23 protein-coding genes are annotated in these 24,946 nt (G+C 43.0%); 12 read left to right on the plus strand and 11 right to left on the minus strand.

What is annotated here, in order from left to right:
- Positions 1-148: 148 nt before the first annotated feature.
- The 3 genes from V7K97_RS20140 (at position 149) to V7K97_RS20150 (ending at position 2,651) form a co-directional block, all read left to right on the plus strand.
- Positions 149-673, plus strand: a complete 525-nt coding sequence (locus V7K97_RS20140; protein ID WP_334802773.1) for a Panacea domain-containing protein — start codon at positions 149-151, stop codon at positions 671-673.
- A gap of 34 nt (positions 674-707) precedes the next feature.
- Positions 708-1,085 carry a hypothetical protein gene (locus V7K97_RS20145; RefSeq protein ID WP_334802774.1) on the plus strand — a complete coding sequence of 126 codons (378 nt, stop codon included), beginning with the start codon at positions 708-710 and terminating at the stop codon, positions 1,083-1,085.
- A 513-nt stretch (positions 1,086-1,598) separates the two neighbouring features.
- A complete protein-coding gene (locus tag V7K97_RS20150; RefSeq protein WP_334802775.1) occupies positions 1,599-2,651 on the plus strand; it encodes a hemerythrin domain-containing protein in 1,053 nt (350 codons plus the stop codon).
- Between the two features lie 81 nt (positions 2,652-2,732).
- Here V7K97_RS20150 and V7K97_RS20155 read toward each other — a convergent pair whose 3' ends face one another.
- From V7K97_RS20155 to V7K97_RS20180, 6 genes are all read right to left on the minus strand, one after another.
- Positions 2,733-3,917: a M20 family metallopeptidase gene (locus tag V7K97_RS20155; RefSeq protein ID WP_334802776.1), complete on the minus strand. Its 1,185-nt coding sequence runs from the start codon at positions 3,915-3,917 to the stop codon at positions 2,733-2,735.
- Between the two features lie 275 nt (positions 3,918-4,192).
- The gene (locus V7K97_RS20160) at positions 4,193-4,756 is read right to left on the minus strand and encodes a pentapeptide repeat-containing protein (protein ID WP_334802778.1); all 564 of its coding nucleotides are present in this window, start codon (positions 4,754-4,756) and stop codon (positions 4,193-4,195) included.
- 418 nt (positions 4,757-5,174) lie between these two features.
- On the minus strand, positions 5,175-6,935 hold the full coding sequence (locus V7K97_RS20165; protein WP_334802779.1) for a serine/threonine protein kinase: 1,761 nt from the start codon (positions 6,933-6,935) through the stop codon (positions 5,175-5,177).
- Positions 6,936-7,059: 124 nt separating this feature from the next.
- Positions 7,060-7,248: a 30S ribosomal protein S21 gene (gene rpsU, locus V7K97_RS20170; protein ID WP_012407716.1), complete on the minus strand. Its 189-nt coding sequence runs from the start codon at positions 7,246-7,248 to the stop codon at positions 7,060-7,062.
- Between the two features lie 189 nt (positions 7,249-7,437).
- Positions 7,438-7,761 (minus strand): RNA recognition motif domain-containing protein, encoded by a 324-nt coding sequence (locus tag V7K97_RS20175; RefSeq protein WP_334802780.1) that lies wholly within the window; start codon positions 7,759-7,761, stop codon positions 7,438-7,440.
- Positions 7,762-8,218: 457 nt separating this feature from the next.
- Positions 8,219-8,380: a hypothetical protein gene (locus tag V7K97_RS20180; protein ID WP_334802781.1), complete on the minus strand. Its 162-nt coding sequence runs from the start codon at positions 8,378-8,380 to the stop codon at positions 8,219-8,221.
- Positions 8,381-8,450: 70 nt separating this feature from the next.
- On the opposite strand from V7K97_RS20180, the gene V7K97_RS20185 reads away from it, so the two are divergent.
- From V7K97_RS20185 to V7K97_RS20205, 5 genes are read left to right on the plus strand one after another with little or no spacing between them, the layout of a single operon-like run.
- Positions 8,451-9,077: a class I SAM-dependent methyltransferase gene (locus V7K97_RS20185; RefSeq protein WP_334802782.1), complete on the plus strand. Its 627-nt coding sequence runs from the start codon at positions 8,451-8,453 to the stop codon at positions 9,075-9,077.
- Positions 9,038-9,922 (plus strand): phosphonate ABC transporter ATP-binding protein, encoded by an 885-nt coding sequence (gene phnC / locus V7K97_RS20190; RefSeq protein ID WP_334802783.1) that lies wholly within the window; start codon positions 9,038-9,040, stop codon positions 9,920-9,922. Before V7K97_RS20185 ends, phnC begins: the two co-directional genes overlap by 40 nt.
- Positions 9,923-9,957: 35 nt before the next feature.
- Positions 9,958-10,893: a phosphate/phosphite/phosphonate ABC transporter substrate-binding protein gene (gene phnD, locus V7K97_RS20195; protein ID WP_334802784.1), complete on the plus strand. Its 936-nt coding sequence runs from the start codon at positions 9,958-9,960 to the stop codon at positions 10,891-10,893.
- A 30-nt stretch (positions 10,894-10,923) separates the two neighbouring features.
- Positions 10,924-11,736 carry a phosphonate ABC transporter, permease protein PhnE gene (gene phnE, locus V7K97_RS20200; protein ID WP_334802785.1) on the plus strand — a complete coding sequence of 271 codons (813 nt, stop codon included), beginning with the start codon at positions 10,924-10,926 and terminating at the stop codon, positions 11,734-11,736.
- Between the two features lie 10 nt (positions 11,737-11,746).
- Positions 11,747-12,739 carry a phosphonate dehydrogenase gene (locus V7K97_RS20205; RefSeq protein ID WP_334802786.1) on the plus strand — a complete coding sequence of 331 codons (993 nt, stop codon included), beginning with the start codon at positions 11,747-11,749 and terminating at the stop codon, positions 12,737-12,739.
- A gap of 7 nt (positions 12,740-12,746) precedes the next feature.
- Here the strand turns inward: V7K97_RS20205 and V7K97_RS20210 are convergent, their stop codons facing one another.
- Positions 12,747-14,828 (minus strand): HEAT repeat domain-containing protein, encoded by a 2,082-nt coding sequence (locus V7K97_RS20210; RefSeq protein ID WP_334802787.1) that lies wholly within the window; start codon positions 14,826-14,828, stop codon positions 12,747-12,749.
- A gap of 371 nt (positions 14,829-15,199) precedes the next feature.
- Here V7K97_RS20210 and V7K97_RS20215 point away from each other — a divergent pair, with 371 nt between their 5' ends.
- Complete coding sequence (locus tag V7K97_RS20215) at positions 15,200-15,994, plus strand: Uma2 family endonuclease (RefSeq protein WP_334802788.1); 795 nt, start codon at positions 15,200-15,202, stop codon at positions 15,992-15,994.
- Between the two features lie 139 nt (positions 15,995-16,133).
- Positions 16,134-16,988: an HIT family protein gene (locus tag V7K97_RS20220; RefSeq protein WP_334802789.1), complete on the plus strand. Its 855-nt coding sequence runs from the start codon at positions 16,134-16,136 to the stop codon at positions 16,986-16,988.
- A 108-nt stretch (positions 16,989-17,096) separates the two neighbouring features.
- Here the strand turns inward: V7K97_RS20220 and V7K97_RS20225 are convergent, their stop codons facing one another.
- A complete protein-coding gene (locus V7K97_RS20225; RefSeq protein ID WP_334802790.1) occupies positions 17,097-17,921 on the minus strand; it encodes a Uma2 family endonuclease in 825 nt (274 codons plus the stop codon).
- 88 nt (positions 17,922-18,009) lie between these two features.
- Positions 18,010-18,579, minus strand: coding sequence for a ferric reductase-like transmembrane domain-containing protein (locus V7K97_RS20230; RefSeq protein ID WP_334802791.1), 570 nt, complete (start codon positions 18,577-18,579; stop codon positions 18,010-18,012).
- Between the two features lie 473 nt (positions 18,580-19,052).
- Here V7K97_RS20230 and serA point away from each other — a divergent pair, with 473 nt between their 5' ends.
- Both serA and prmA read left to right on the plus strand, forming a co-directional pair.
- Positions 19,053-20,633 carry a phosphoglycerate dehydrogenase gene (gene serA / locus V7K97_RS20235; protein WP_334802792.1) on the plus strand — a complete coding sequence of 527 codons (1,581 nt, stop codon included), beginning with the start codon at positions 19,053-19,055 and terminating at the stop codon, positions 20,631-20,633.
- Positions 20,634-20,709: 76 nt separating this feature from the next.
- On the plus strand, positions 20,710-21,630 hold the full coding sequence (gene prmA / locus V7K97_RS20240) for a 50S ribosomal protein L11 methyltransferase (protein ID WP_334802793.1): 921 nt from the start codon (positions 20,710-20,712) through the stop codon (positions 21,628-21,630).
- Positions 21,631-22,518: 888 nt separating this feature from the next.
- Here the strand turns inward: prmA and V7K97_RS20245 are convergent.
- Complete coding sequence (locus tag V7K97_RS20245) at positions 22,519-23,718, minus strand: DUF4159 domain-containing protein (RefSeq protein WP_334802794.1); 1,200 nt, start codon at positions 23,716-23,718, stop codon at positions 22,519-22,521.
- A 145-nt stretch (positions 23,719-23,863) separates the two neighbouring features.
- A complete protein-coding gene (locus V7K97_RS20250) occupies positions 23,864-24,892 on the minus strand; it encodes a phage tail protein (protein ID WP_334802795.1) in 1,029 nt (342 codons plus the stop codon).
- Between the last annotated feature and the right edge of the window lie 54 nt (positions 24,893-24,946).

A 24,946-nucleotide genomic window follows, 5' to 3' on the forward strand; every position in this document is an offset into this window, starting at 1 on the left:
ATGGTAGCTGGATTTACGCCATGCTATATTAGTAGATTTTTAATAGTAAAAGTGTACTAATTTAATAGATTTCAACTAAAATAGTAATTGTAAGTGACCATTAAAAATAGCTAAGATAGTTAACCAGTCTTAATTTGCGAGTCTGATTATGATTGATTGTCTAAATGTGGCTCGCTACTTCACCGTCAGAGCTTACGAAGACAGTATAGAAGCAGAAATGACCAATATGAAGGTTCAAAAGCTTCTGTATTACTCGCAAAGCTTACATTTGGCGATGTATGATGAGCCATTGTTTGAAGAACAAATACAAGCATGGCGCTATGGTCCTGTTTGTCCTCCGGCTTACAGATTTTACAGTGAATTTGAAGCTAAACAATTACCTATTCCTAGTCAAGAATTCCTGTTAGAGATCCCTGAGGATAAGAGACGGCTTCTAGAAGAAGTATGGGAATATTTTGGTGGCTACCATGCTTATCAACTTAGTGGTATGACACACTTGGAGTTTCCTTGGAAAAAGGCGCGTAAAGGTTTGCTACCTGAGGCTAGCTCAACTAATCCAATTCTTCTTGAAGACTTGAAAGCATTGGGACATCTGAAACTAGACCAAATAGAGCGCGATCATCCTGCGTATCAATTTGTAATGCAGGAAATTTTGAAGGACGCTTCTACTTAGGAATCATCAACTCGTATTCGTAAAGGAGAAGTGCGTGACTGGCTCAACTCCCTTCTCGATTGAAAAATCTGATAATTTCAACCGTTCTTTCAAAAAACTCGCAAAAGCTTACAGATCAGATTTTGTTGAGTGTGTCGCAGAAGTTTTGGAAGATTTAATTGAAGATCAATATCCTCTCAATTCTCGTAATGAGCCTTTACCTAGAAAGATTGAATTACCTCAAGGATGGTCATTTCACAAACTAGAGTTGAAGGTATCCAAAGGCGCTTCTGGACAAATTAGATTAATGTATTTAGTCAATACAAATGATTGTTTAATCAAGCTTGTGTGGATTTATAGCCACGAGCAATTTGAAAAACGCCCGACTGAGGTGGATTTAAAGAGCTTTGTTAAGGAAATCTTAGATTATTGATATTTTAATTTTTAGATTTAAGTAGCTAGGCGTAAATAAATTAAAGTTTGTAGTCAGGGCTAAAGTCCTGATAATTGTTGTTTTGAGCGATGAATCGCTCACTACGAACTAGGATTTTATTTTATGTTTAATTATCCCTACCTATAGCGGTTCTCGAATGGATGCAATATACTTTGACCTCTCTCCTAAAAGGAGAGAGGTCAAAGTATATTGCTCCCCAACGCTAGTAGGGAAGGGGCTGGGGGTTAGGTCTGTATTGCACTCAACAGAGAAGCGCCATATCAAAATATATGACTTTATAAAACTAGCATTAAAATTTTATCCGCCTGGGGATAGAATGCAGATTTAAATATTATCTATCTAAAAGTATACAAACATAAAATGTAACGAAAAGTTTTGTTTCTCTACCCAGAGTTGTGAGAGCGATCGCTCAAAAGAAAGAGGCAATATACCTAACTTCTATGTCAAGGTTATATAAGTTAAGAATTATGAACACTGCCGAGGAGAACACGGATGGTAACTACTTTAGATGATACGAAACGCAATGCTATTGCCGTAAAATTGGCAAGCATAAAAGCACTTCAACAGTTAGTCATCGAAAATGAAAAATCGCTTTTGAAAGAAGGACTTGATGCCGAAATTGCCGATCGCATTCGGAATTTCCTCAATGATGACGAAAAAAACCTTGGCATTCTCGAAACTGTAATTGGTCAGTATGGCATTCAGGCTGAACCCAAAAAAACTGTTACACAATTCATTGAAAAAGCCCGTGAATTGTTCAAAGGTTCTGAATTGAGCCTGTATGAAAAAGTATCTCAGCATGAATTACTGAAACATCAACTAGTAATGAGTGGCTTGATAGTTCATAAGGCTGCTCAAAAAGTTGGTGCTGACGTTTTGCTTGCGATCGCACCTTTGAATACCATTAACTTTGAGAACCGCGCTCATCAAGAGCAACTCAAAGGTATTCTGGAAATTCTCGGTGTCCGCGAACTCACTGGACAAGATGCAGATCAAGGAATTTGGGCGCGTGTTCAAGACGCTATGGCCGCAGTCAGTGGTGTGGTAGGTAGTGCTGTCACTCAAAACACCGACAAAAAGGATCTAAATATCCAAGATGCTATCCGTCTCGATCATGGCAAGGTAAATACCCTGTTTACTCAACTGCTACAAAGCAATGATCCCCAGAAGATCCAAGAGTACTTCGGTCAAATTTACAAGGATTTAACTGCCCATTCTGAAGCTGAAGAAGAAGTAGTCTACCCAAGAGTACGTCCTTTCTACGGTCAAGCTAACACTCAAGAACTGTTTGATGAACAAGCTCATGCAAAGCTGGCCTTAGAAGAAATTAAGGCTCTCAGCCCATCTTCACCCCTATTCAAAGAGAAAGTGAAACAGCTATTGGAAGCTCTCGGCGATCATATTCGTCAAGAAGAAACCACAATGTTTGCTGCCATTCGCAACAACTTGACTACTGAGCAAAGTGAACAACTTGCTACTGAATTCAAAGCTGCTAAGACTCGAATTCAACGAAAACTAGGTGTTGTTACTGAATCGAATGTGTAGGATGCTTTCGGGCTTTTTATATCCCCTAAAAAAGATTAGTTAAACAAAAACTCCCAGCACATCAGTGCTGGGAGTTTTTGTTTATAAATTTTGCTGACAGTATTTATAAGCCGCATAAGCCATAGTTACAACCCCAGTGATAATTGCAGATTCATCAACTTCAAATTGGGGATGGTGTAATGGGTGATTAATGATTCTTTCTTTGTAGCCTACACCCAAGCGAAACATCGAACCGGGGGCGTGTTCCAAATACATCGAAAAATCTTCAGCACCAAGGGAGGGTTCGGGTAAGACTTGAACGCGATCGCTACTCCAAGCTTCTTCGGCGGCTGATTGTAACAATTGCGTCAAGGCGTAATCATTTTGGACGCTGGGTACACCCTGGCGATAATTGACTTGACAGTTTGCTCCGTAGGTATGGCAAACATTAGATACAATGTTTTCAATCCAGTTCGGGAGATGAGCGCGGGTTTCGGGATGGAGCGATCGCACGGTTCCCAACAACTGCACTTTATCTGCAATTATATTCGGCGCTCTCCCACCATTAATCTTTCCTATGCTCAATACTACCGGGCGCAAGGGATTTTGCGTCCGGCTGATGGCTTGTTGCAATGTCGTAATGACTTGGCAAGCAATCCAAATTGCATCAATAGCCTCATGGGGACGCGCCCCGTGCCCAGATTCTCCCATAATCAGAATTTCTAAATCATCAGCTGCGGCTGTCAATGCCCCGTAACGCACGCCAATAGAGCCTGCGGGTATAGAAGGGAAAACATGAACCCCTAATAAAGCTGAGACATTTTTCATCGCCCCATCTTTCACCATCCAGCTTGCCCCTTGAGCAATTTCTTCGGCTGGCTGAAATAAAAACCGCACTTTCCCCCCCAATTCCTCTGCCAGTTGGGACAGCAGCATTGCCGTTCCTAACCCCACTGTGGTGTGTACGTCATGACCGCAAGCGTGCATAACACCATCTGCGCGAGAGGCATATTCCAAATTAGTGCCTTCTTGAATTGGCAAGGCATCCATATCGGTACGAATTGCTAATAAACGGTCATTTTGGCTAGTGCCTTGGAGTTCTCCAATAACGCCCGTTTTGCCAACTCCTTCTTGTACGTGCAGACCACTGGAAGACAAAACACCAGCTACAAAGGCTGCTGTTTGGTACTCTTGACCGCTCAGTTCTGGGTGAGAGTGGATGTGGCGGCGAATTTCAATTAAGCGGGGCGCTAGTTTTGCTGCTAAGTCTTTAATACGGGTAAGCATCAATTCAATTAATCTATAGGCTTTTTTCCCATGATAAAGAACTGTTAACAAACAAAATGCTTTTGCTATACAAGGATAGTTAAGAACAAGCAGGGGGCAGGGGGAGATGAGGGAGATGAGGGAGATGGGGGGAGCAGGGAGATGAGTTTTCCCCTCTGCAAGAGCAGCACCCCGCCCCTCTGCCTCTTTTCAATGCCCAATACTTCGGCTTCTCTACGAGACGCTACGCGTAGCTTGCTTCCCCGGAGGGGTACGCTCAGTACAAGTGCCCCAGTTTATTTTGAATAACAGGTTGTGCCTGGAGTATTTTCGGGTTTGAAGTGGTTACATTCTCTGGTCTTTTGACGCTCTGACGACCAGTTATAAAGCATATCAGAAGTGACAACACCATTAGCCAGAGTTGTTAGTCGGAAATTAGCCCCCCGAAAATTAGTAAACTGTAATTTGGCATCTTTGAAGTTTGCTGCTTCTAAATTGGCGCTGATGAAACCGGCATAAGACAGATCGGCATTTTCCAGGGATGCTGATTTCAAATTTGTTCCTGTAAAGGAGGCATCAGTGAGATTCGCCGAATTTAAAACCGCACCTTCTAAATTTGCACCTGTGAAATCGGCGTTCGTGAGATTAGCTTGAGATAATGTAGCACCACTCAAATCAGCCCCTCGCAAATTTGCTCCAGTTAGATTCAGTTTACTTAGGTCAGCACCACTTAAATTACACCGGGGACAGGCACTTGTTGTCTTCAACTGATCGAAGTCTAGCTGATTTAATGCAAAGGCTTGGTCTGCAAACCCGAAACAAGCTAAAAGGGCTATGGTAGCAGCAATCTGAAGTTTCATATTTTTTACTGATATTTACAAAAATGACAATTTACGCACATCGCATACTGTCATACTTACATATACTGCTTCTCTCAGGAACAACAGGGATGAAGCATTGATTAAGAAGCTGTAAAAATACTATAAATTCTAATGGTAAGACTACTCAAACTAAAATATAGGCTATAGAATCGAGTTGTTAGGAACTATACCGAACCAATTATAGACTACCATATATGTGATCCCCCTAGCTCGATGAAAAATACGACTAGGGGGATCTTGTTTTTAGGTATTGGCATTGGGCATCCCTTCTCTACGAGACGCTACGCGTAGCTTGCTTCCACGAAGTGGTACGGCTCCGCTCAGGGCAAGTGGGCATTGGTTATTAATTCGTCTCCCACATCTCCCCCTGCTCGCTGCTCCCCGCTCCCTACCTTCTTCACCGCCATCCTAAAAGGCGCAATCCAGGGACAATTAAGTAATAACTCACTCCTAACCAGAAGCTAATAAAGAAGCCCACAGAACCAAAAAAAATCAGAGGCTTGTATAACTCTGACCAACCTGGCTGACTAGTAAATTGGAAGATCGGAGGTGCTAACTTCAAAAGAATCAAAACTGCATAGGCGATCGCACTACCAAAGGCAGCGAACACAGCGTACACTATATGATGGCTGCGAAGTCCTAAGCTCAAGGTGAGTAGGCAAGCTGCCACTAAAATCACTGCCACTAAGCCCTCGCCGCTATCTTTTGGTGTGATTAATTGCAAAATCAACCAGCCGAAACCATAGCTAATCACGCCCATGAGGGATGCTACTAAAAACCGCCGTCGTTGACCAAAACACCCGGATACTGTCAGTCCCCATGCGGTTCCCCAGCCTGCTGCAATGAATATCAAAATATCTGCCCCGAAGACGGGTTGAGTATTTGGCACTAATTGGTTTAGCTGACTGAAAATAAATTCCACAACCCGCCGCCCGAAACTGGTGTGATAGGCCAAAATAAAACCAGCGATCGCACCAAAACAAGCGCCGATACTACTCAGGATCATCGCCCAAATCGTCGCCAAACAAGCGCTGAAAATTTTGATGATTGTCTGAGCGATGAAAATAACCGTTTTAATGACAGCTTGGCTAAAGTTAGCGAAAGCTTGTTCAATCGCTTGTGTTAGCAGTGTAAATCTCTGGGAAGCTTGCGTTGAGACTTGCTTAATCTTGTCTCGCAGTTGGGCAAATAATCCTGGTGGCGGTAATGGTTGAGAAATCTTCGCCAAACGTTTTTGAATGATCGCTGCATTTGCTGGACGCGATCGCACATCCTCCTGCACCATCTCATCCAGCAAATCTGCTAGTTGCGGGTTGACCTTCACCGCAGTTCGCCAGCGCAATTTCCCAGTTTGCTGATCTTCCAACTCTAGCGGGTATTTGCCTGTTAGTAGTTCAATCACCGTTCGACCAAGGGCGTAAAAATCGGCACTTGGCCTGACAATACTTCCAATCACTTGTTCTGGTGGACTGTAGCCAGAAGAAAATAAGCGGGTGGAACTAGACTGAGAACGCAACTTAGAGGGGCTAAATTGTTTTGCCCCGCCAAAATCAATTAGTACCAGGCGATCGCCCTCTGTCTGCCCTTGAGGTGGCGTTACAGATGGCAAAGATGTACCCAGCATTAAATTAGAAGGTTTGATATCCCGGTGAATAATCTGACGTTTATGTAATTCCTGTAAAATCTGTACAGCTTGGGCAAACCAGTTTAAAACTAAATTCTCTGGACAACCTTGGGGAAACTTTTTTAATATCTCCTCCAAAGTCCGCCCATTGATTTTTTCCATTACCAGACAAGGCAGTTGGTGCGCTTTGGGATTAAACAGGTTGACGTGAAAATATCCATCGCCATCGACTGTAGGGACACCCGGATGCTGCAAGCTAGATAAAACCGCCGCCTCTTGGGTAAATAATTCCAGTGCCTTTGGCGAATCTTCTACCAACACTTTCAGTACTTTCTCGGTTTGAGTTTTTTCATCCCAAACCGTGTAAATTTGAGCAAATCCTCCCGATCCCAATGGCTGAAGTGGAACATAGCGGTCTAACAGCTCTAGCGGTGCGCCACAGCTGTTGCAAAATTTGTTTCCCCAAGGCTGAGGATAAGGACGTTGACAATCAGGATTGATGCAGTGAACCGCCCTCTGAGTGATGTGGGACACAACCGCTACAATACAAAGGCTGACTTGATTTTAGCGTTTCTTTAGGTTTCCTGATTTTAAAATAGGCAAAAGGAAAACCCTCATAGCTTTTATGAGGGTTTTCCTTTATATCTCAAATCAGTCCTTAATTACGAAAACTTCTCTTACTCTGCCTATGCTTGGCAACTTCTTTGCGCTTGCGTTTTTCTAAGGGCGTTTCAAAATGACGATGCTTTCTCATGTCTGGAAAAATTCCAGCCTTGGAAACTTCTCGCTTAAATCGTCGTAAGGCTGACTCAATATGTTCATTGTCACCTACAATTACTTGGGTCATTATCTCTCCTACTAAGTTGACTTCATCAATGGCTATGGAGGCATTCAGGAGTGCTGAGTAGCCCAATAGATAAATCTAGGGGATTGAAATAAGGACGGGCACTCAGCACTGCTTCGGTAACATTACAAAAAAAAGACAGACTCCTTGTCTGACCTTAAGACTCTAGGTAAATTTTTTTTGTTTCCAAGGTTAGTAGCGGTTGCGTCCGCCGCCGCCACCGCCACCGTATCCTCCTCTGTTACCACCAAAGGAACCTCTATCACCTCTATCTTCCTTGGGTTTAGCCTTATTCACTTTCAGGTCACGACCCATCCACTCAGCACCGTCGAGAGCTTCAATGGCAGCTGCTTCTTCAGCTTCAGTTCCCATTTCCACAAAAGCAAAGCCTCGCGGACGACCTGTTTCACGGTCGGTAGGTACTTGAACTCGCTTTACAGTACCGTATTCTGCAAAAATACCGCTTAAATCCTCTTGTGTAACATCATAAGAGAGGTTACCTACATAAATTGACATCGATTCTCTCCAAAATCATCACTGTGTAGAGATTTTAATTTCTCTGAGAAGTCTGTAAATACTAAAAGGAAAAAGCCTTTCAATACTAAAATCAAAGACATCACTGAATTAACTCTCCTAATCATAGGATGACATACGAGCCAACTCTCTGCATCCAGTAGATAGTTAACAGATAGTTAACCAGTGATGCGATCGCACCTAAGCGATCGCCCGCCCCAACCTACCCTAAGTACAGCCCAGCGCAAAAAAGGGTTGGAAATAGAAGAAGATAAATTTTGTAGGGTGATAAAAAATCAGACATACAGGGGCGAATCTTTAAATATCCGAATTGAACGTTTGACTGCATTAACCATGAAGCATTACTCCAAAATTTTAATATGAAAGGCAAAGTCAGGCAACAAATATAAAGCGCTGACTTGTACTTCTTTGGAGAACCCGCTCTTTAAGTAACTGCGAGCTACTGTGGCAAGGGCAAGCTACGCGAGTCTTCAATCTCTCTCAGATGATAACTGAATAACCATAAGGGTGATTCCAAGGAAAAGTCCCTCTCCGTAGGTGCAACGGCAACAGCATCATCCCTACGGTAGCGACGCAGCGCCAAAGGAATTACTTGTGTCAAGCAAATATAATGTATACTATAATACCTGAAAAGTATCAGCTAACTTAAAACCCTTATTAGACAAACCAGCATGAGCGAAACCACAGTTCGCAAACAGTACAACCAATTAGCTGCCGTTTACGATCTACGCTGGAGAGATTATATAGGTAACACACTGTCTTTCCTTAAAACCTGGGTAGAGATATCACCAACAGATAGTGTACTTGATATTGCGTGTGGTACTGGTGAGTTTGAACGTTTACTACTAACTGAATACCCAGGGCAACAAATTGTCGGTATAGATATTTCAGAGAAAATGCTGGCTATCGCTAAACTCAAATGTAGTGCTTATCCTCTAGTATCATTTCAAACGGCAAGTGCATTAAGGTTGCCATTTGACAGTAATAGTTTTGATGTGATTGTTTCTGCTAATTCGTTTCATTACTTTGATGAGCCACTTGCTGCATTAAAAGAGATGAGACGTGTCTTGAAACCTGATGGTAAAGTCATTATTCTAGATTGGTGTAAAGATTATTTAGTTTGTAAAATCTGTGATTTAGTACTTCAGGTTTTTGATCCGGCTCATAAGCAGTGTTATACCCAAAATGAGTTTCACAGCTTCCTTGAGGATGAAAATTTTGCGGTTTGTCGTGCGACCAAAATTCGCTTTGGTGTTGTGTGGGGATTGATGGTGGCTACAGCCAAACTCAAAACTTAAACCAATTTTCTCTGACAATAGTTGACTATGAAGTTTGGGTTTTGTCCCTAAAATGGCTAATAAATATGATTCAACTTGACCACTTAAGTTTGACTTATAAAGGGGGAGTAGTAGGGCTTCAACCTATTTCTCTTAGTTTTATCAAAGGGCAATTCACTGTTATTTTGGGGGCATCGGGTTCTGGTAAATCAACCTTACTGCGCTGTCTTAACTATCTTAATCGCCCCACAACTGGGACTGTGGTAGTTGAAGGATTGGGAAATTTACATAACCGGAATGTGTTGTATGAACATCGCAAGCGCACAGGAATGATTTTTCAGCAACATCAACTTATTAGTCGGGAAACGGCTTTTGCGAATGTATTGGTGGGTCGTTTAGCCTACCATTCAACACTGCGAAGTTTCTTTCCTTTACCCAAAGCAGATCAGTATATTGCCTTAGAATGTTTAGATCGGGTTGGGCTTTTGCACAAGGCTCTAACACGAGTGGATGCCCTGAGCGGAGGTCAACAGCAACGGGTTGGTATTGCACGCGCCTTAGCACAAAAGCCACAATTGATTTTGGCAGATGAGCCTGTTGCTAGTCTTGATCCCGCTAGCGCTCACAAAGTTCTCTCATTTCTGCGTCAAACTTGTCAAGAAGATGGAATTTCCGCAATTCTCAGTCTACACCAGATTGATCTCGCTAGAACTTACGCAGATCGAATTATTGGGCTATCTCAGGGAAAGGTTATTCTAGATGGCAAGCCAGAAGATATCAGTGGTTACGAATTGAACCAACTCTATAGTGACAAAGAAAGTACTAACAATGAAAGCTTTCGGGAAACCTTAATTCCTAACGGCTAACTTTACTGTTTTGACATTAATTTAGGATAACCTCAATGACTATTTTACTAAACAAGCGATCGCTTGTCTCAATGACGCTAATCATGGCTACCTTAATCGGTTGTCAAACTCCCAACAACCAATCCGCAAATCAGCAACCAACTTCTGGGAATAATCCAGTAGTTGCATCAGAGTCGGCTGACCCTCAAACTCTGAAAGTAGCTTTATTACCTGATGAATCCCCTTCGACTGTAATTAAAAAAAATGACGGATTTAAAAAGTATCTTGAGACAAAGCTCCAAAAAAATATTGAACTCGTCGTGACAACTGACTATTCCTCGATGATTGAAGCCGCAAGCAACAAGCGGGTTGATTTAGCCTATTTTGGGCCACTATCTTACGTTTTGGCGAAAACAAAGAGTGATATTGAGCCATTTGCAGCTTTGAAGAAAAACGGCAAAACTACTTATCAATCTGTGATCATCGCTAACACAGCTAGCGGTATCAAGTCACTGGCAGAAGTCAAGGGTAAAACCGTAGCCTTTGGAGATCAAGCGTCCACGTCCAGTCATTTGATTCCGAAATCAATGCTGGCAAATAGCGGATTGCAACCCGGCGGAAAAGACTACCAAGAGGCGTTCACAGGTTCACATGATGCTGTAGCACTGGCAGTTCAAAATGGTAATGCTCAAGTTGGTGGCTTGAGTAAACCCATCTTTGAATCCTTAATTGAACGCAAAGTAATTGATTCTAGTAAAGTCAGGGTGATTGCAGAGTCCAAAGAATATCCTGAATATCCGTGGACAATGCGTTCTGATTTAGCACCGGCATTAAAAGAAAAAATTCGTGCAGCCTTTTTGGAATTGAAGGATAAAGAGATTCTTAAACCCTTCAAAGCTGATGGTTTTGGAGCAGCACAAGATAAAGATTATGATAGTATCAGAGATTTAGCAAAAATTCTGAATATTGATATCGCCAAGTTGCAAAAGTAATTTATTCTAAAATCTAAAATCCAAAATTGTGTGACACTTCCTAATTCTCAACCAGCCTTCGAGCAGCTACTAAAGCAACAACGGCAGCAATGGTATCGAACGATAATAACCTGGGCGATCGCACTTTTGGCCATCAGTGTGTGTTGCTTCCTGGTTGGACTTTGGGACAAGAAACGCCTTTGGGATGGGATTCCCAGTATCTTCAACTTGCTGCATCAAATGCTGCCTCCAGATTTCAGCGATGCCCGAAACTGGATCAAACCTTTGTTTGATACCCTGGCTATGAGTATTGCAGGTACCGCGATCGCTATTGTCTTCTCCATACCTCTATCTTTATTAGCGGCTCGCAATACAACTCCCCATCCGTTGTTATTTCAAGTTTCACGGCTGATTCTCAACGGTTTACGTTCGGTGCCAGAGCTAATTATGGGCATTATCTTTGTAGCAGCCGTTGGCTTTGGCGCACTACCAGGAACATTGGCGGTGGGATTTCACTCCATCGGCATGGTTGGCAAATTCTTTGCAGAATACATCGAACTGGTCAACGAAGCTCCACTAGAAGCAGCACGAGCGGCGGGAGCCAACAAGGTACAAGTGATCTACCACGGAATTTTGCCGCAGGTGTTACCGCAAATGATGGATCTGACCCTTTATCGATGGGAATATAATTTTCGTGCCTCTACGGTGATGGGAGCGGTAGGGGCTGGTGGCATTGGGTTTGAGCTAATTGGCGCACTTCGCCTAATCAATTATCGGGAAGTTTCAGCAGTGCTGCTAGTAATTTTGCTGATGGTAATTTTGGTTGATGGTTTTAGTAGTTATCTCAGGAAACGTTTAGTGTAGGAGGTTGCTGATGAAGCCCAAAGTTGTAATTACGCACTGGGTTCACCCGGAAATTATTGCAAACTTAAGTGAGTATTGTGAAGTAGTTGCAAATCCAACTAGAGAGACTTTACCGCGTGAAGAAATTCTCAAGTTGGCACAGAATGCTGAAGCTTTGATGGTTTTTATGCCAGATAAAATCGATGGGGCGTTTCTGAAAGCTTGTCCAAAATTGAAGATTATCGCCGGAGCATTGAAGGGTTACGATAATTTTGATGTTGATGCTTGCACCCGTCAAGGTGTTTGGTTCACTATCGTCCCTAGCTTATTAGCTGTACCAACGGCTGAGTTAACCATTGGACTGATCATCGGGTTAGCCCGCCAAATGCTACCAGGCGATCGCTTGATTCGTCAAGGCACCTTTGCAGGTTGGCGATCGCATCTATACGGTATGGGATTAGCAAACCGGACACTAGGAATTGTTGGTATGGGCAGTTTGGGGCAAGCCCTGGCTCAAAGGCTTTCCAGTTTTGAAATGAACTTGATTTACACCGATGCGATGCCTTTATCCAAGGAAAAAGCAGCAGCTTGGTGTTTGTTACAGGTTTCTCTAGATACGCTATTGGCAACCAGTGATTTTGTCGTGCTAATGGTTCCTCTGCAACCGGAAACCTTTCATTTGATCAATCAGACATCTTTAGCACGGATGAAACCAGGGAGTTTCTTAATCAATCCGTGTCGCGGCTCAGTAGTTGATGAAATTGCGGTTAGTGATGCTTTAGCCTCTGGACATTTAGCAGGTTATGCAGCCGATGTCTTTGAACTAGAAGATTGGGCCCGTAGCGATCGCCCCTCACAAATTCCTCCATCTCTGTTAGAGAAACAAGACCAAACCTTTTTTACTCCCCATTTAGGATCGGCGGTGGATGATTTACGACGTGACATTGCTCTAGAGGCATCTCAAAATATTTTACAAGCTTTACAAGGTCATTTCCCTCAAGGAGCAATCAATTGTCCTAATTGAAACTCTTTTAGTTGTTTAATTCTGCCAACTTCTGTTGAGCAAATTTTCGCACTTCTTCATGTGGGTCATTCTCTGCTTTGTCGCGCAAAAGTGGTAAAGTCTGGGGATATTGAGGAAATTGCTTGATAATTATCTCCAGTGCAACGCGCCGAGGGTTGGGATGAAATGGGGGATCATATCTACCCTCAAAGGAGTCATTTACGGCGCAGTTGTAGTAAATTTCAAACAACTCAGGCTGATTTCTGAAGTGTTTGGATAATACTTGAATGGCTGCACATCGCACATACCCAGAATTATCAGCCGTGGCGCGGTCTTTGAAAATCGAGTGGGTGTCCGGGTCATCTTTGAAATTGCTAGCTAATGCTTGGATGGCTGCATATCGCACATCCTCATCATCATCAGCAGTGGCGCGGTCTTGGAGAATCGAGCGGGTGTCCGGGTCATCTTTGAAATTGCTGGCTAATGCTTGGATAGCTGCACGTCGCACATACCCTTTATCATCAGCAGTGGCGCGGTCTTTGAGAATCGAGTGGGTGTCCGGGTCATCTGGGAAATTGCTGACTAATGCTTCGATGGCTGCACGTCTCACATCCCCATAATCATCAGCAGTGGCATGGTCTTGGAGAATCGAGCGGGTGTCCGGGTCATCTGAGAAATTGCTGGCTAATGCTTCGATGGCTGCACGTCGCACATACCATTCATCACCAGTGGCGCGTTGTTTGAGAATCGAGTGAGTGTCTGGGTCTTCTTTGAAATTGCTGGCTAATGCTTGGATGGCTGCAACTCGCACATCCCCTTCATCATCAGCAGTGGCGCGTTGTTTGAGAATCGAGCGGGTGTCTGGGTCATCTTTGAAATTGCTGGCTAATACTTTGATGGCTGCAACTCGCACATCCTCATGATTATCAGCAGTGGTGCGTTCTTTGAGAATCAAGCAGGTGTCCGGGTCATCTTTGAAATTGCTGGCTAATACTTTGATGGCTGCACGTTGCACATCCCACCGATTATCAGCAGTGGCACGGTCTTTGAGAAACAGGCGGGTGTCCGAGTCCTCTTTGAAATTGCTGGCTAATGCTTCGATGGCTGCACGTGGCACATCCCTATGATTATCAGCAGTGACGCGTTCTTTGAGAAACAAGCGGGTGTCCGGGTCATCTGGGAAATTGCTGGCTAATGCTTGGATGGCTCGAACTCGCACGACCCATGTATCATCAGCAGTGGCACGTTCTTTGAGAATCGAGCGGGTGTCTGGGTCATCTGGGAAATTGCTGGCTAATGCTTGGATGGCTGCACCTCGCACATCCCATGTATCATCAGCAGTGGCACGTTCTTTGAGAAACGAGTGGGTGTCCGGGTCATCTTTGAAATTGCTGGCTAATGCTTTGATGGCTACATCTCGCACATACCCAGAATTATCAGCAGTGGCGCGGTCTTTGAGAAACAAGCTGGTGTCCGGGTCATCTGGGAAATTACTGGCTAATGCTTGGATGGCTGCACGTTGCACAAACTCATGATCATCAGCAGTGGCGCGATCTTTGAGGCAGTGTAAGGTATCACGGTTATCTTTCCAAATTGCGGCAATTGTTGCAACTGCTTGAATGCGAACTTTCAGAACTAGTTTCATTTCTTCTCCATTTAGGTTATGGGGTCTGTAATAGTACCAGGGGTCATATTTAGTTAAATCTTTTAGCTTGCCAAATAATTTATTAGCCACTGGCGCAATTACCGAGCGATTTCTCACTTCTGCAAGACACTTAGCCGCTAAAAACAAATTAATAAATTTTTCCTCTTCACCATCTTGCACCATTAAGTAATCAAGAATTTCACCAACAAATTTCGCATCAATCATTCCCGCAATTAGCCGCAATACCTCATGCCAAGTTTCATCATGCCAGTGTTTGCCAAAAACTTCAGTTTTGAGATCCTCAATTGAAATACTGCCTTCCTTCTCAAACTGCCAGACAAACTCCCAAGCACAGAAATATTCTAAAAATTTCCGATGCAGAAAGGCATTGCTTGCTATCCAGCCAATTAACCATTCCAGCATAATACTCACGAGTGCTAAGTGCTTGACTACGAGTATATACACCTGTCAGAGAAATCTTTCCAGATTACTGGGTTTTTAGTGAGTGCGAGTCTATAGCGCTTCTGTGTTGAGTGCAACACAGACCTAACCCCCAGCCCCTTCCCTACTAGCGTTGGGGAGTAAGATCAAAGCCTCTCTCCTCTTAGGAGAGAGGTTTGGAGAGAGGTCAAAATGTATTATTACATCCAAGCGAGAACCGCTATATTCATCCAAAACTTAAGATTATTTGGATTTCTGACAAGCGATCGCACAAAAATATGGTTAACACCAACAACAAAATTCCCAGTCTCCATCTGAGTCTTCTAAGTTACAAGCAATCACGACTGAAGATTTGTTTAGAATAACTAATATACTGTGCATTTGGGAATAGTTTTATGGTTCTACAAGTTAACCCGATCCAAAAAGAACCAACTGTTACTTGGGAAGCACTTCCAGCCGACTTCATTTTACCTGACGATCCAGTAGAAAATATTCAACAACCTGCGATCGCGGCTGCGCTTACCGATGCTTTGGGAAGCACAGAACGCATCCAACCCCAGATGCTCATTGGCTCTAATTTTGGACTTGTAGCCACAGTCAACAAAAAAATCGTTGTCAAAGCCCCTGATTGGTTTTACGTACCTCAAGTACAATCTGTAGGAACAAATGTAGTTCGTCGCAGCTATACCCCGAATTTAGAAGGCGCTGCTGTGGCTGTGGTGATGGAATTTCTCTCAGACACAGAAGGGGGAGAACTATCAGTCCGCTCAACTCCACCCTACGGTAAACTCTATTATTACGAAAAGATTCTCCAAGTTCCAACCTACGTAACCTACGATCCCTATGAGCCTAGTTTAGAACTAAGGTGTTTGCAAAATGGAGAATATATTTTGCCGCAAGCAGATACCAATGGACGCTTTTGGATTCCTGAGTTAGAGTTATTTCTGGGAATTTGGCAAGGTGAAAGATTATGTCAAACAATGAATTGGCTGCGCTGGTGGGATAGAGAAGGAAATTTGCTGTTGTGGAGCAGCGAACAAGCCCAACAAGAACGCCAACGTGCTGAACAAGAACGCCAACGTGCTGAACAGGAACGCCAACGTGCTGAACAGGAACGCCAACGTGCTGATATATTAGCAGCTAAGTTACGTGAGCTAGGTATTGACCCTGATGTAACGCCGATAGCGTAGCGGTAGCGAGTCCGCGTTACAGGGAAGCAAGCTACGCGCAGCGTCTCGTAGAGAGCGTCATAGCCCGTCGTAGACATCGCATAACCTCAAGGAATGCTGGGAATAATAAATTTGGGACATCAGCACCAAAATTCATTCCATGAAACAGCAAAAAAATCAGTTCAGCCATCTTACTGCGATCGACAGAAGTTATCTATCATTTCCGGCACAGTTTTTATTAAATCAAAACCTTCTCCAAGGCAAAATACTAGACTTTGGTTGTGGCTTTGGTAATGATGTTAAAATACTGCGCCAAAAAGGTTGTGATATTACAGGCTATGATCCTTATTATTTTCCAGAATATCCTGATAATAAATTCGATACAATAATTTGCTTTTATGTTTTAAACGTTTTATTTAAGGAAGAACAAACTAATGTTTTGATGGAAGTATCACACTTGTTGAAACCAGGAGGCAAAGCTTATTATGCTGTAAGAAGGGATATCAAAAAAGAAGGTTTTAGAGAACATTATGTCCACAAAAAACCTACCTATCAGTGTATTGCCAAACTTCCCTTTACTTCGGTTTTTTTAGATGAAAATCGGGAGTTGTATGAGTATGTTCATTATAATCATCAGCGAAATTCATCTAATTATTGTATATTCTGTAATCCCCATAAGAATCTCAATCTATTAACTGAATCAGCAACTGCTTACGCTATTTTTGATGGCTATCCTATAAGTAAAGGACATGTTTTGATTATTCCCAAACGTCATGTTAGCAATTATTTTGAACTACCACTTAAAGAGCAATCTGCTTGCTGGTTTATGGTGAACAAAGTACAAGAAATTCTCAAAGCAGAATTTGAACCTGATGGTTTTAATATAGGAATGAATATCAATCGAGCCGCCGGTCAAAATATTATGCATGCCAGTATTCATATCATCCCTCGTTACAAAGGTGATGCTTTTGGCGCAAAAAGTGGAATCAGGAACGTTATTCCTAAAAAGCAATAGTTTTTCTTTACTGACAGCTTTTGGTAGAAAAACTGGACTTATGACAAATACATAAATCTGAAAAACCAGTTTTTTTGGTCTTGTTAAAAATATTACACAATATTTCAGTTAACCCTGATTATCTGGATCTATTCCTAGCGCTCTTAATTGTTCTGTCAATTGTTGCACCCGTTGTTCTGCAACTTCAGCGCGTTGTGCTTCTTGTTGGGCGCGTAGTGTCTCTTGTTGGGCGCGTTGTGCTTCTTCTTGGGCGCGTAGTGTCTCTTGTTGGGCGCGTAGTGTCTCTTGTTGGGCGCGTAGTGTCTCTTGTTGAGCGCGTAATGTCTCTTGTTTTATTTGTTCTGCGGGCGTGAGATAGCGTTGTCCTTGCTCATCATACCAATACATCCATTCCCGCGTTACACCGCAATAATTTCCCCTTTCGCAACCAATTCCTAAGCCAATTTCTGGTAGCCAAAGGGGGTTTCCCTCTTGCAATTCATACTTACCATTAACTAACTTATGAACTTCCAAATGCGGTTTGCGGCGGCGACGAGAGGAATAAATCACGTAATAAAGTACACCCAAAGCCTCATATTCAGCCAATTTAGTAGTGTATTCCTTGCGATAATTTTGGGAAACTACTTCTAGTACGAAAATCGGTACAACATTTTCATCCCACAGCACATAACTGGGACGCAGTTCCTCATCATAAAACCGCTCTACCCCTAAGCTCAAAAAGCCATCTGGAACAATGGCTGGTTTATCTGGGTGATAATAAATACCCATATCTATGGCAAAGAGCCAGTCCATACGTTCTGCCCAAAGTATCAGCAGGATCGCCTTCAGCAAGCCTGGTATTAATTCTTGCAGTTCATTATCCACAGGCATTTCATCAGAGTCTGGTAATTCCTCGGCTGAGGGCAAGTACCTTGGCAAGTTGTACTCTAACATGGCTGGTTTCCCCAAAACTCAAAGGATATTTGGCTCATCAGAATTATAGCGATTTATCTGCTAGCGATGTCATTAGTGCTTTGCTTTATCACATTGACTTTCGCTGATTTCGATACAGCATAACGCGCCACATCAGAAGCAGAAGTAAAATTATAATTTCTACTTCTAAAAGTATTTTCTTCGGGTCTAACAAATTTACTTCGGCATTTGGCTCAAAATTATCAGAAATTGACAACCCGTGCCAAATTCCTAATCCAAAAAACAAATAGCTGCCGTAATGCAGCACACGCCATACTTTCTGCTTCAGATATTTCATGCACAGCGATGAAATCAGAATAACTAACAAGACATATAAAGCTATTACACCGACTGCGATAATAGTGATTTTTTTCTCTGCCAGAAATGGCACAAAGATAGATGCGACGCTCACACCAGTTGTTGATTGGGCAAAAACTAAGGGAATTGGATGAATCAGAATAAGAACAACTCCCAAGATTGAGATCAGACGGTGATATGTGAATGTCTGCCGCCGCGCCAGCTGAAACTTCTGATTTTTATGTGAAGTGAGAAGATTGCCGAAAACTGCCGTGAGCGTCAACATTGCCGTACCCAGTAATGCGATCGCACTTGAAAGCCAGATTAACTGAAGATGTGACATCGCACGAATCTTTTAACATCTGTGGCTAATGCTTGTTCAACATTAGCTGCCCCACCAATAACTTGCAACTACGCCCTAACTGACCAAATAAAGCAAGCTAACTAGGGTCATCTCATTTCTTGGATCTCCCTAAAGTTGCAGCCCAGTCAAGAATACAGAGGTTTCTACCTCATTAAGGAAGTTACTTCAGCCGATAAAATTTTGGTAACTCTTAACTATTAATAAATATAATAGGTGCTTAGTGCTATTCATGCTCTATATTTAGCGACAGGGTGGTACAAACAGCCACTCATGTTCAAATACTTAGGAGGCAGTACCCACCGGAAGCAAATCATGCTTTGATACTACCACCAGATAGTGTAAGTTAAGGTTAAGTCGATATTCAAACGAATAATTTTTGCTGAATTGCGACAGATAAAGACTAAACTAAAAAGTCTTGTGCAGCAAAGCCTGTAGCTTTAAATGAAATAATCATGTCTAAGGTTCTTGTCTCCGATTCTATTGACCAAGCTGGAATTGATATTCTTTCGCAAGTTGCGACCGTTGATATCAAACTAGGTCTAAAACCAGCAGAACTGATCGAAATTATTGGTGAGTATGACGCGCTGATGATTCGCTCTGGTACGCGCGTCACTCAAGAAATTATTGAAGCCGGCACCCAGCTAAAAATCATCGGTCGTGCTGGTGTGGGTGTGGATAATGTGGATGTTCCCGCAGCCACACGCCGGGGAATTGTGGTAGTCAATTCTCCAGAGGGAAATACAATTGCCGCCGCAGAACACGCCCTAGCGATGATTTTGGCTTTATCTCGCCACATCCCCGATGCTAACGCTTCGGTGAAACGCGGTGCGTGGGATCGCAATAGCTTTGTCGGCGCGGAAGTCTACAAAAAAACTCTCGGCGTTGTCGGTTTGGGTAAAATTGGCTCCCATGTTGCCTCTGTAGCGAGAACAATGGGGATGAAACTCCTAGCTTATGACCCTTTTATTTCTACAGACCGAGCCGAACAACTTGGCTGTCAGTTAGTTGAGCTAGATTTACTCTTCCAGCAAGCAGACTATATTACCCTACACATCCCCAAAACCCCAGAAACTACCCACTTAATCAATGCCACAACTCTGGCAAAGATGAAACCCACAGCCCGGATTATCAACTGCGCTCGTGGTGGGATCATTGATGAAGTGGCTTTAGCAGCAGCTCTGAAAGCGGGTACAATCGGGGGTGCAGCCTTAGATGTGTTCGAGTCTGAACCACTGGGTGAATCGGAATTGCGATCGCTAGGCAAAGAAGTCATCCTCACTCCCCACTTGGGAGCCTCTACCGCCGAAGCTCAAGTGAATGTGGCCATTGATGTTGCTGAACAAATTCGGGACGTACTTTTAGGACTACCGGCCCGTTCAGCCGTCAACATTCCCGGACTCGGCCCCGATGTGTTGGAAGAACTCAAACCCTATATGCAACTAGCAGAAACTCTCGGTAATCTGGTGGGACAGCTAGCTGGCGGACGGGTGGAAGTACTGAATATTCGACTGCAAGGGGAACTCGCAACCAACAAAAGTCAGCCTTTGATCGTTGCGGCCTTGAAAGGACTACTTTATCAAGCTTTGCGGGAACGAGTAAATTACGTAAATGCCAGCATCGAAGCCAAAGAACGGGGAATCCGGGTAATTGAAACCCGCGATGCTTCCATTCGAGACTATGCCGGCACATTGCATCTCGAAGCCACCGGTACTTTAGGTACTCATTCGGTAACAGGTGCTTTGTTGGGTGAGCGGGAAATCCACCTCACCGACGTTGATGGTTTCCCGATTAACGTCCCACCCAGCAAATATATGTTGTTTACCCTACACCGGGATATGCCAGGGATTATCGGCAAACTTGGTTCTCTACTCGGCAGTTTTAATGTGAATATTGCCAGTATGCAAGTAGGTCGTAAAATCGTCCGTGGTGATGCGGTAATGGCTCTGAGTATAGATGACCCTTTACCAGAGGGCATTTTGGATGAAATTATCAAAGTCCCTGGGATTCGGGACGCGTATACAGTAACACTATAAAGGCAAAAGTAAAAAGGCAAAAGTAAAAAGAAATACTTTTTCTTTTGCCTTTTACCTTTTTACTTTTTACTTTTTTATGGCAAACACCTGGTGGGAACTACAAATTTTATGTGAGCCAGACCTAGAAGAATCGATCTTTTGGCGACTGGAAGATTTTGGCTGTCGTGGTACAGCTAGTGAAAACAAAGGAAATTCATCTTTAATCAGAGCTTATTTGCCGACAATTGAAATACAGCTACTAGATTTGGCAGCGCTGTCGCTGTGGCTGCGTCAAGATGCCCTCTGTATAGGTGTTTCATCTCCCTCCCTGCAATGGCAGTTAATTGATGAGGAAGATTGGGCGACTAGCTGGAAACAATATTGGCATCCGCAAGAAATAGGCGATCGCTTCCTAATTAACCCCGCGTGGCTACCATTACCAGAAAAAACAGAACGGTTAGTGATTCGTCTTGATCCTGGTGTAGCATTTGGCACGGGCAACCATGCCACCACTCAGCTATGTTTGGAATCCCTGGAAATGCGGCTAAGTGGAGTTCCTCAGTCTTTTGTCGGTAGTAGTGGCAAACATGAGCATCTGATAATTGCCGATATTGGCTGTGGTTCTGGTATCCTTTCTATTGGGGCGCTGCTACTGGGAGCCGAGAAAGTCTATGCAGTGGATACTGACCCTTTGGCGATTCAATCAACCATTAGTAATGCTGCCCTAAACGACATTAGCCCAGAACGTTTACTATCTGCACGGGGAAGTGTAGACGTTTTGACGAAACTAGTTGAGAATCCAGTAGATGGTATCGTCTGCAATATTTTGGCGAATGTAATTATTGAATTGGTTCCAGAAATGAGTGCGATCGCTAAACCTGAAACTTGGGCAATCTTCAGTGGTATTTTACTAGAACAATCTAAAGCTGTTGCTGACGCTTTAGAAGAAAATGGTTGGGTCGTCGCTACCCTGTGGAAACGCAAAGAATGGTGTTGCTTGAATGTGCGGCGTTCTTAACCCAGTGGATACTAGTAGTATATCAAGTGTAAATTGATGTGTAATTAAGTTCGTAGTAAGGACTTTAGTCCTTATTTTCTAAGGATTAAAGTCCTGACTATAGGACTAGTATTTGATTTTTGAAATGCACGTAGTGGACTGTCTACGCAAAATAGTGCATTAGACGTAGGTTGGGTGGAGCGGAGCGCAACCCAACATATAAGCTAAAACACATCTAATTTGCATATTAAAATTTTCTCAATATCTTGTGGGGTGGGCATCTTGCCCGCCCTGATTATGCAACTTGAATGCCGATTAGCTTATCAGGATGTTGGCTTTGGCAAAGCCTCCAACGCCACTTGCTACAACGCGGGAAACCCGCGCAACGCAGTGGCTCCCCAACAAAGCAATTTTTTTGCAATCATTAAAGCCTAGACAGTCCATTACAAGACTACTGAGATTTTTTCAGAAATCAAATATGATTCCTATATAAACCCTTCATTACTGCCTAACTAGACAAAGTAGATGAGGGGTTTTAACAGTATTAGACTTAAGTATAAATAATCAAGCAATCTTTAAGTGACATAATATATGAATTACCCACTATTGACTTTTGAAACTAGCGATGAAAAAACGGCTACAAATCCACAAAAAAGCTGACTCATCCGCAGCAGAAGCGATCGCACAAATTGAGAGCTAATATCATGTCCGGTTAATTAGTTATGCTAACCACAGTCAATACACCCCACCCCCAGCCCCTAAGAGCTTGCGGGGAGGAGAGACAAAGCATAGCTTTGGCGGGGGTGGGGTTCTTCGGGTTTAATAAGCAATCAAACGGACATCATATAATTTAATTATAGTGCTGATGGTGCGATCGCCTCCCGATACTTTGTGTCTAAAATAGCACATTCACCACTGCCCGGAATTATCCTCTTGTTGCAAACCTATCAACTGTCGCCGCTTCCAAGCATAGTGAAGAATATTAATTCCTAATTCTTGAGCTGTACGAATAGTCAATCTGGGTAAATTCAAATCTCTATCCAGTCCCCAAGCAGTTGCTAAATCTCCAATTGCTAAAATAACTCCTCCACCAATTAACACTTTAATCTGCTGTTGATTAACCATTGGCAAGGCAGCAAATAAGAAAGGTTTTGTCCTTAAAGGATGACTTCGTTGCAATTCTTCTAAAGGTCTTAAAGGACTCTCTAACTGTTGTGCCAATGCTTGAGTGCTCTCAATTAAAGCATTAGCATTTGTTGGCGCATCAACTAGAAGCACACCACCTAAATTTAAGTAATTTTTTAGGGATTCAAATTCGAGACTATTTAAAGAAATTGCTTGTCCACCTGTTAGATAAAGTATGTCATAGTCTTGGATATTTTCTCCTAAAGAAACCTGACCTGGTTCGTCAGCCCCTCGCAAACTGGGATATAGGGGTTCCACTGCTTGTAACAAATAGGAAAGGCTGAAAAAATTCCGCGCACATTCAGGATCGCTATGATTGGCCTGCGCCATACATACAAGTGCTTGAGGACGCATTTGTGCTTGACGGCGATAACGCAAATCAATATTGTTATATCCAGGAAAGAAAGCATCCGCAGGTTGGGTAATTTCAGTATGTCCCGGTTGCAGAAGTATCCGGCATATTTCTATTTCTGAACTACCTGGTGTAGAGTTTATTTGGTCAATTCGATAAGTTTCTTGAACAATATCTCTTTGCTGTCCGCGCCGCAATTCATCAGGGTCTACATAGCTAACTACTAAGTAGATGATCAGAGGTTCAGAACTTGCTACTTCTAGATCAATGGGAAAATCATAAGCAGTCGGTATAACAATTAGATTACCTGCTAAATCAATTGCAATACCTGGTTGAATTTGTACCCAACGTCCATCTCGATATCTAGCTTCAACTTGGCTTGGCGCAGTCACATCTCTAACGCCTAAACCGCAGACTATCCCTGGTTGGTTTAAACTTTGATATTGAGTATTTTGCCGATTACGGTGGTAATCATGGGCTGTGCGCCAGCGTTCCGCATTAATTAGTAACCCGTCTGCGGCTTGTAGGCGTTCAAGAGATTTGATTGGTGGGGGTGGGAAAGGATGGGACATAGGAATTTTTGATTTGGAATTTTAGATTTTGGATTAGATGTAGGGTGTGTTATGCCAAAGGCTAACGCACCTTTAATTATTGATGGTGCGTTACGCTAAAGCGATAACACACCCTACAATTTAATTTTACTTAATTACGAATTATTTAATTAGTGGGATTCTCGATAGATAATTCATAAGTGCAAAAAGCAGGTTTTTCTTGTTCGATGATTCTTTGGATAAGTTGTTCGTTGATGATGCCACTAGAAATGTTTGAACGCAAACGCACGATAAAATGATATGGTTGTCCACCTGCTAAAACGGCATTTCCAATTTGTGCGTCTCCGATAATGAAACTTGGGCCAAAAGGCTCTGTGATACTAATATGTTTATCAGCTTCATTAGTTAAATCCTCATCTAGCGGTAAACCAGTATAAAGATGTAAGTAGAGACGCAATCCTTTACGAGTTCCCCGCCAGCGATAAAGTTCTACGGCTCGACGAATTAAACGCCGTTGTTGCTGGAGATCCCAAACGGAATCTACTTGCCAAGCAACCCAATGAGCCATAAAGGGTAGTAGTGCTTGGGGTGCTGTCAAGGGATCGAGGTTTGCCCACATGACGTTATAACTATCAACTATTGGTTGAAATGCTTGCTCAAATATCTTCATGAAGCGACCAATAAAGTCTACTTCCCGATATAAAATTGGCAAGAATTGCATATAGGCAGTGTAGGGACGGATATATAAATCGAAATACTCGCTTCTGTGGATTTGCTCGTTGTCTGTGCCTGTGTCTATATGTAGAGTAACTAAGCTACGAAAATTGAGCGTTAATCTATCTTTCTTTTCAGGGGAAATTTCTTCTTGGTCTTCAAAAAATGTGTCGGGAATTGAGAAGTAGAGAACAGCATCCATTTGTCCGCGAGGCGGTATCTCACTGCCTTCTGTGCCAATCTGACACCACTGGGGCGGGAAGTTTCCTTCAACGCTTAAGCTTACCCGCAAAGGATGTTGTTCTAAGTTTTGCACTTGCACAATCATCTCGCTTGGGTGTCCAGGATGCAAGAGTAAAGTACGTCCTGCTACATCCATACCCGCGTTTGCAAATGCTAAACCTGCCACAGGTAAAGCTTCGGGAATTTGCATTGGCGTTAATTGAATGCTTACAGCCGGACTAGAGCGACTTTGAACCATAGGATTGAGGATTGGGGATTGGGGACTGGGGGGAGAATAACTAAGGGATTTCCA

It is taken from the genome of Nostoc sp. (assembly GCF_036917815.1).
Lineage (GTDB): Bacteria > Cyanobacteriota > Cyanobacteriia > Cyanobacteriales > Nostocaceae > Nostoc.

Excerpts from the sequence above, each read along its gene's own strand:
- V7K97_RS20185 (WP_334802782.1), top strand. The coding sequence starts at position 8,451 with ATGAGCGAAACCACAGTTCGCAAACAGTACAACCAATTAGCTGCCGTT.
- phnD (WP_334802784.1), top strand. The coding sequence starts at position 9,958 with ATGACTATTTTACTAAACAAGCGATCGCTTGTCTCAATGACGCTAATC.
- rpsU (WP_012407716.1), bottom strand. The coding sequence starts at position 7,248 with ATGACCCAAGTAATTGTAGGTGACAATGAACATATTGAGTCAGCCTTA.
- V7K97_RS20155 (WP_334802776.1), bottom strand. The coding sequence starts at position 3,917 with ATGCTTACCCGTATTAAAGACTTAGCAGCAAAACTAGCGCCCCGCTTA.
- V7K97_RS20230 (WP_334802791.1), bottom strand. The coding sequence starts at position 18,579 with ATGTCACATCTTCAGTTAATCTGGCTTTCAAGTGCGATCGCATTACTG.
- V7K97_RS20140 (WP_334802773.1), top strand. The coding sequence starts at position 149 with ATGATTGATTGTCTAAATGTGGCTCGCTACTTCACCGTCAGAGCTTAC.
- V7K97_RS20215 (WP_334802788.1), top strand. The coding sequence starts at position 15,200 with ATGGTTCTACAAGTTAACCCGATCCAAAAAGAACCAACTGTTACTTGG.
- V7K97_RS20245 (WP_334802794.1), bottom strand. The coding sequence starts at position 23,718 with ATGTCCCATCCTTTCCCACCCCCACCAATCAAATCTCTTGAACGCCTA.
- serA (WP_334802792.1), top strand. The coding sequence starts at position 19,053 with ATGTCTAAGGTTCTTGTCTCCGATTCTATTGACCAAGCTGGAATTGAT.
- V7K97_RS20160 (WP_334802778.1), bottom strand. The coding sequence starts at position 4,756 with ATGAAACTTCAGATTGCTGCTACCATAGCCCTTTTAGCTTGTTTCGGG.
- V7K97_RS20220 (WP_334802789.1), top strand. The coding sequence starts at position 16,134 with ATGAAACAGCAAAAAAATCAGTTCAGCCATCTTACTGCGATCGACAGA.
- V7K97_RS20250 (WP_334802795.1), bottom strand. The coding sequence starts at position 24,892 with ATGGTTCAAAGTCGCTCTAGTCCGGCTGTAAGCATTCAATTAACGCCA.
- prmA (WP_334802793.1), top strand. The coding sequence starts at position 20,710 with ATGGCAAACACCTGGTGGGAACTACAAATTTTATGTGAGCCAGACCTA.
- V7K97_RS20205 (WP_334802786.1), top strand. The coding sequence starts at position 11,747 with ATGAAGCCCAAAGTTGTAATTACGCACTGGGTTCACCCGGAAATTATT.
- V7K97_RS20150 (WP_334802775.1), top strand. The coding sequence starts at position 1,599 with ATGGTAACTACTTTAGATGATACGAAACGCAATGCTATTGCCGTAAAA.
- V7K97_RS20175 (WP_334802780.1), bottom strand. The coding sequence starts at position 7,761 with ATGTCAATTTATGTAGGTAACCTCTCTTATGATGTTACACAAGAGGAT.
- V7K97_RS20225 (WP_334802790.1), bottom strand. The coding sequence starts at position 17,921 with ATGTTAGAGTACAACTTGCCAAGGTACTTGCCCTCAGCCGAGGAATTA.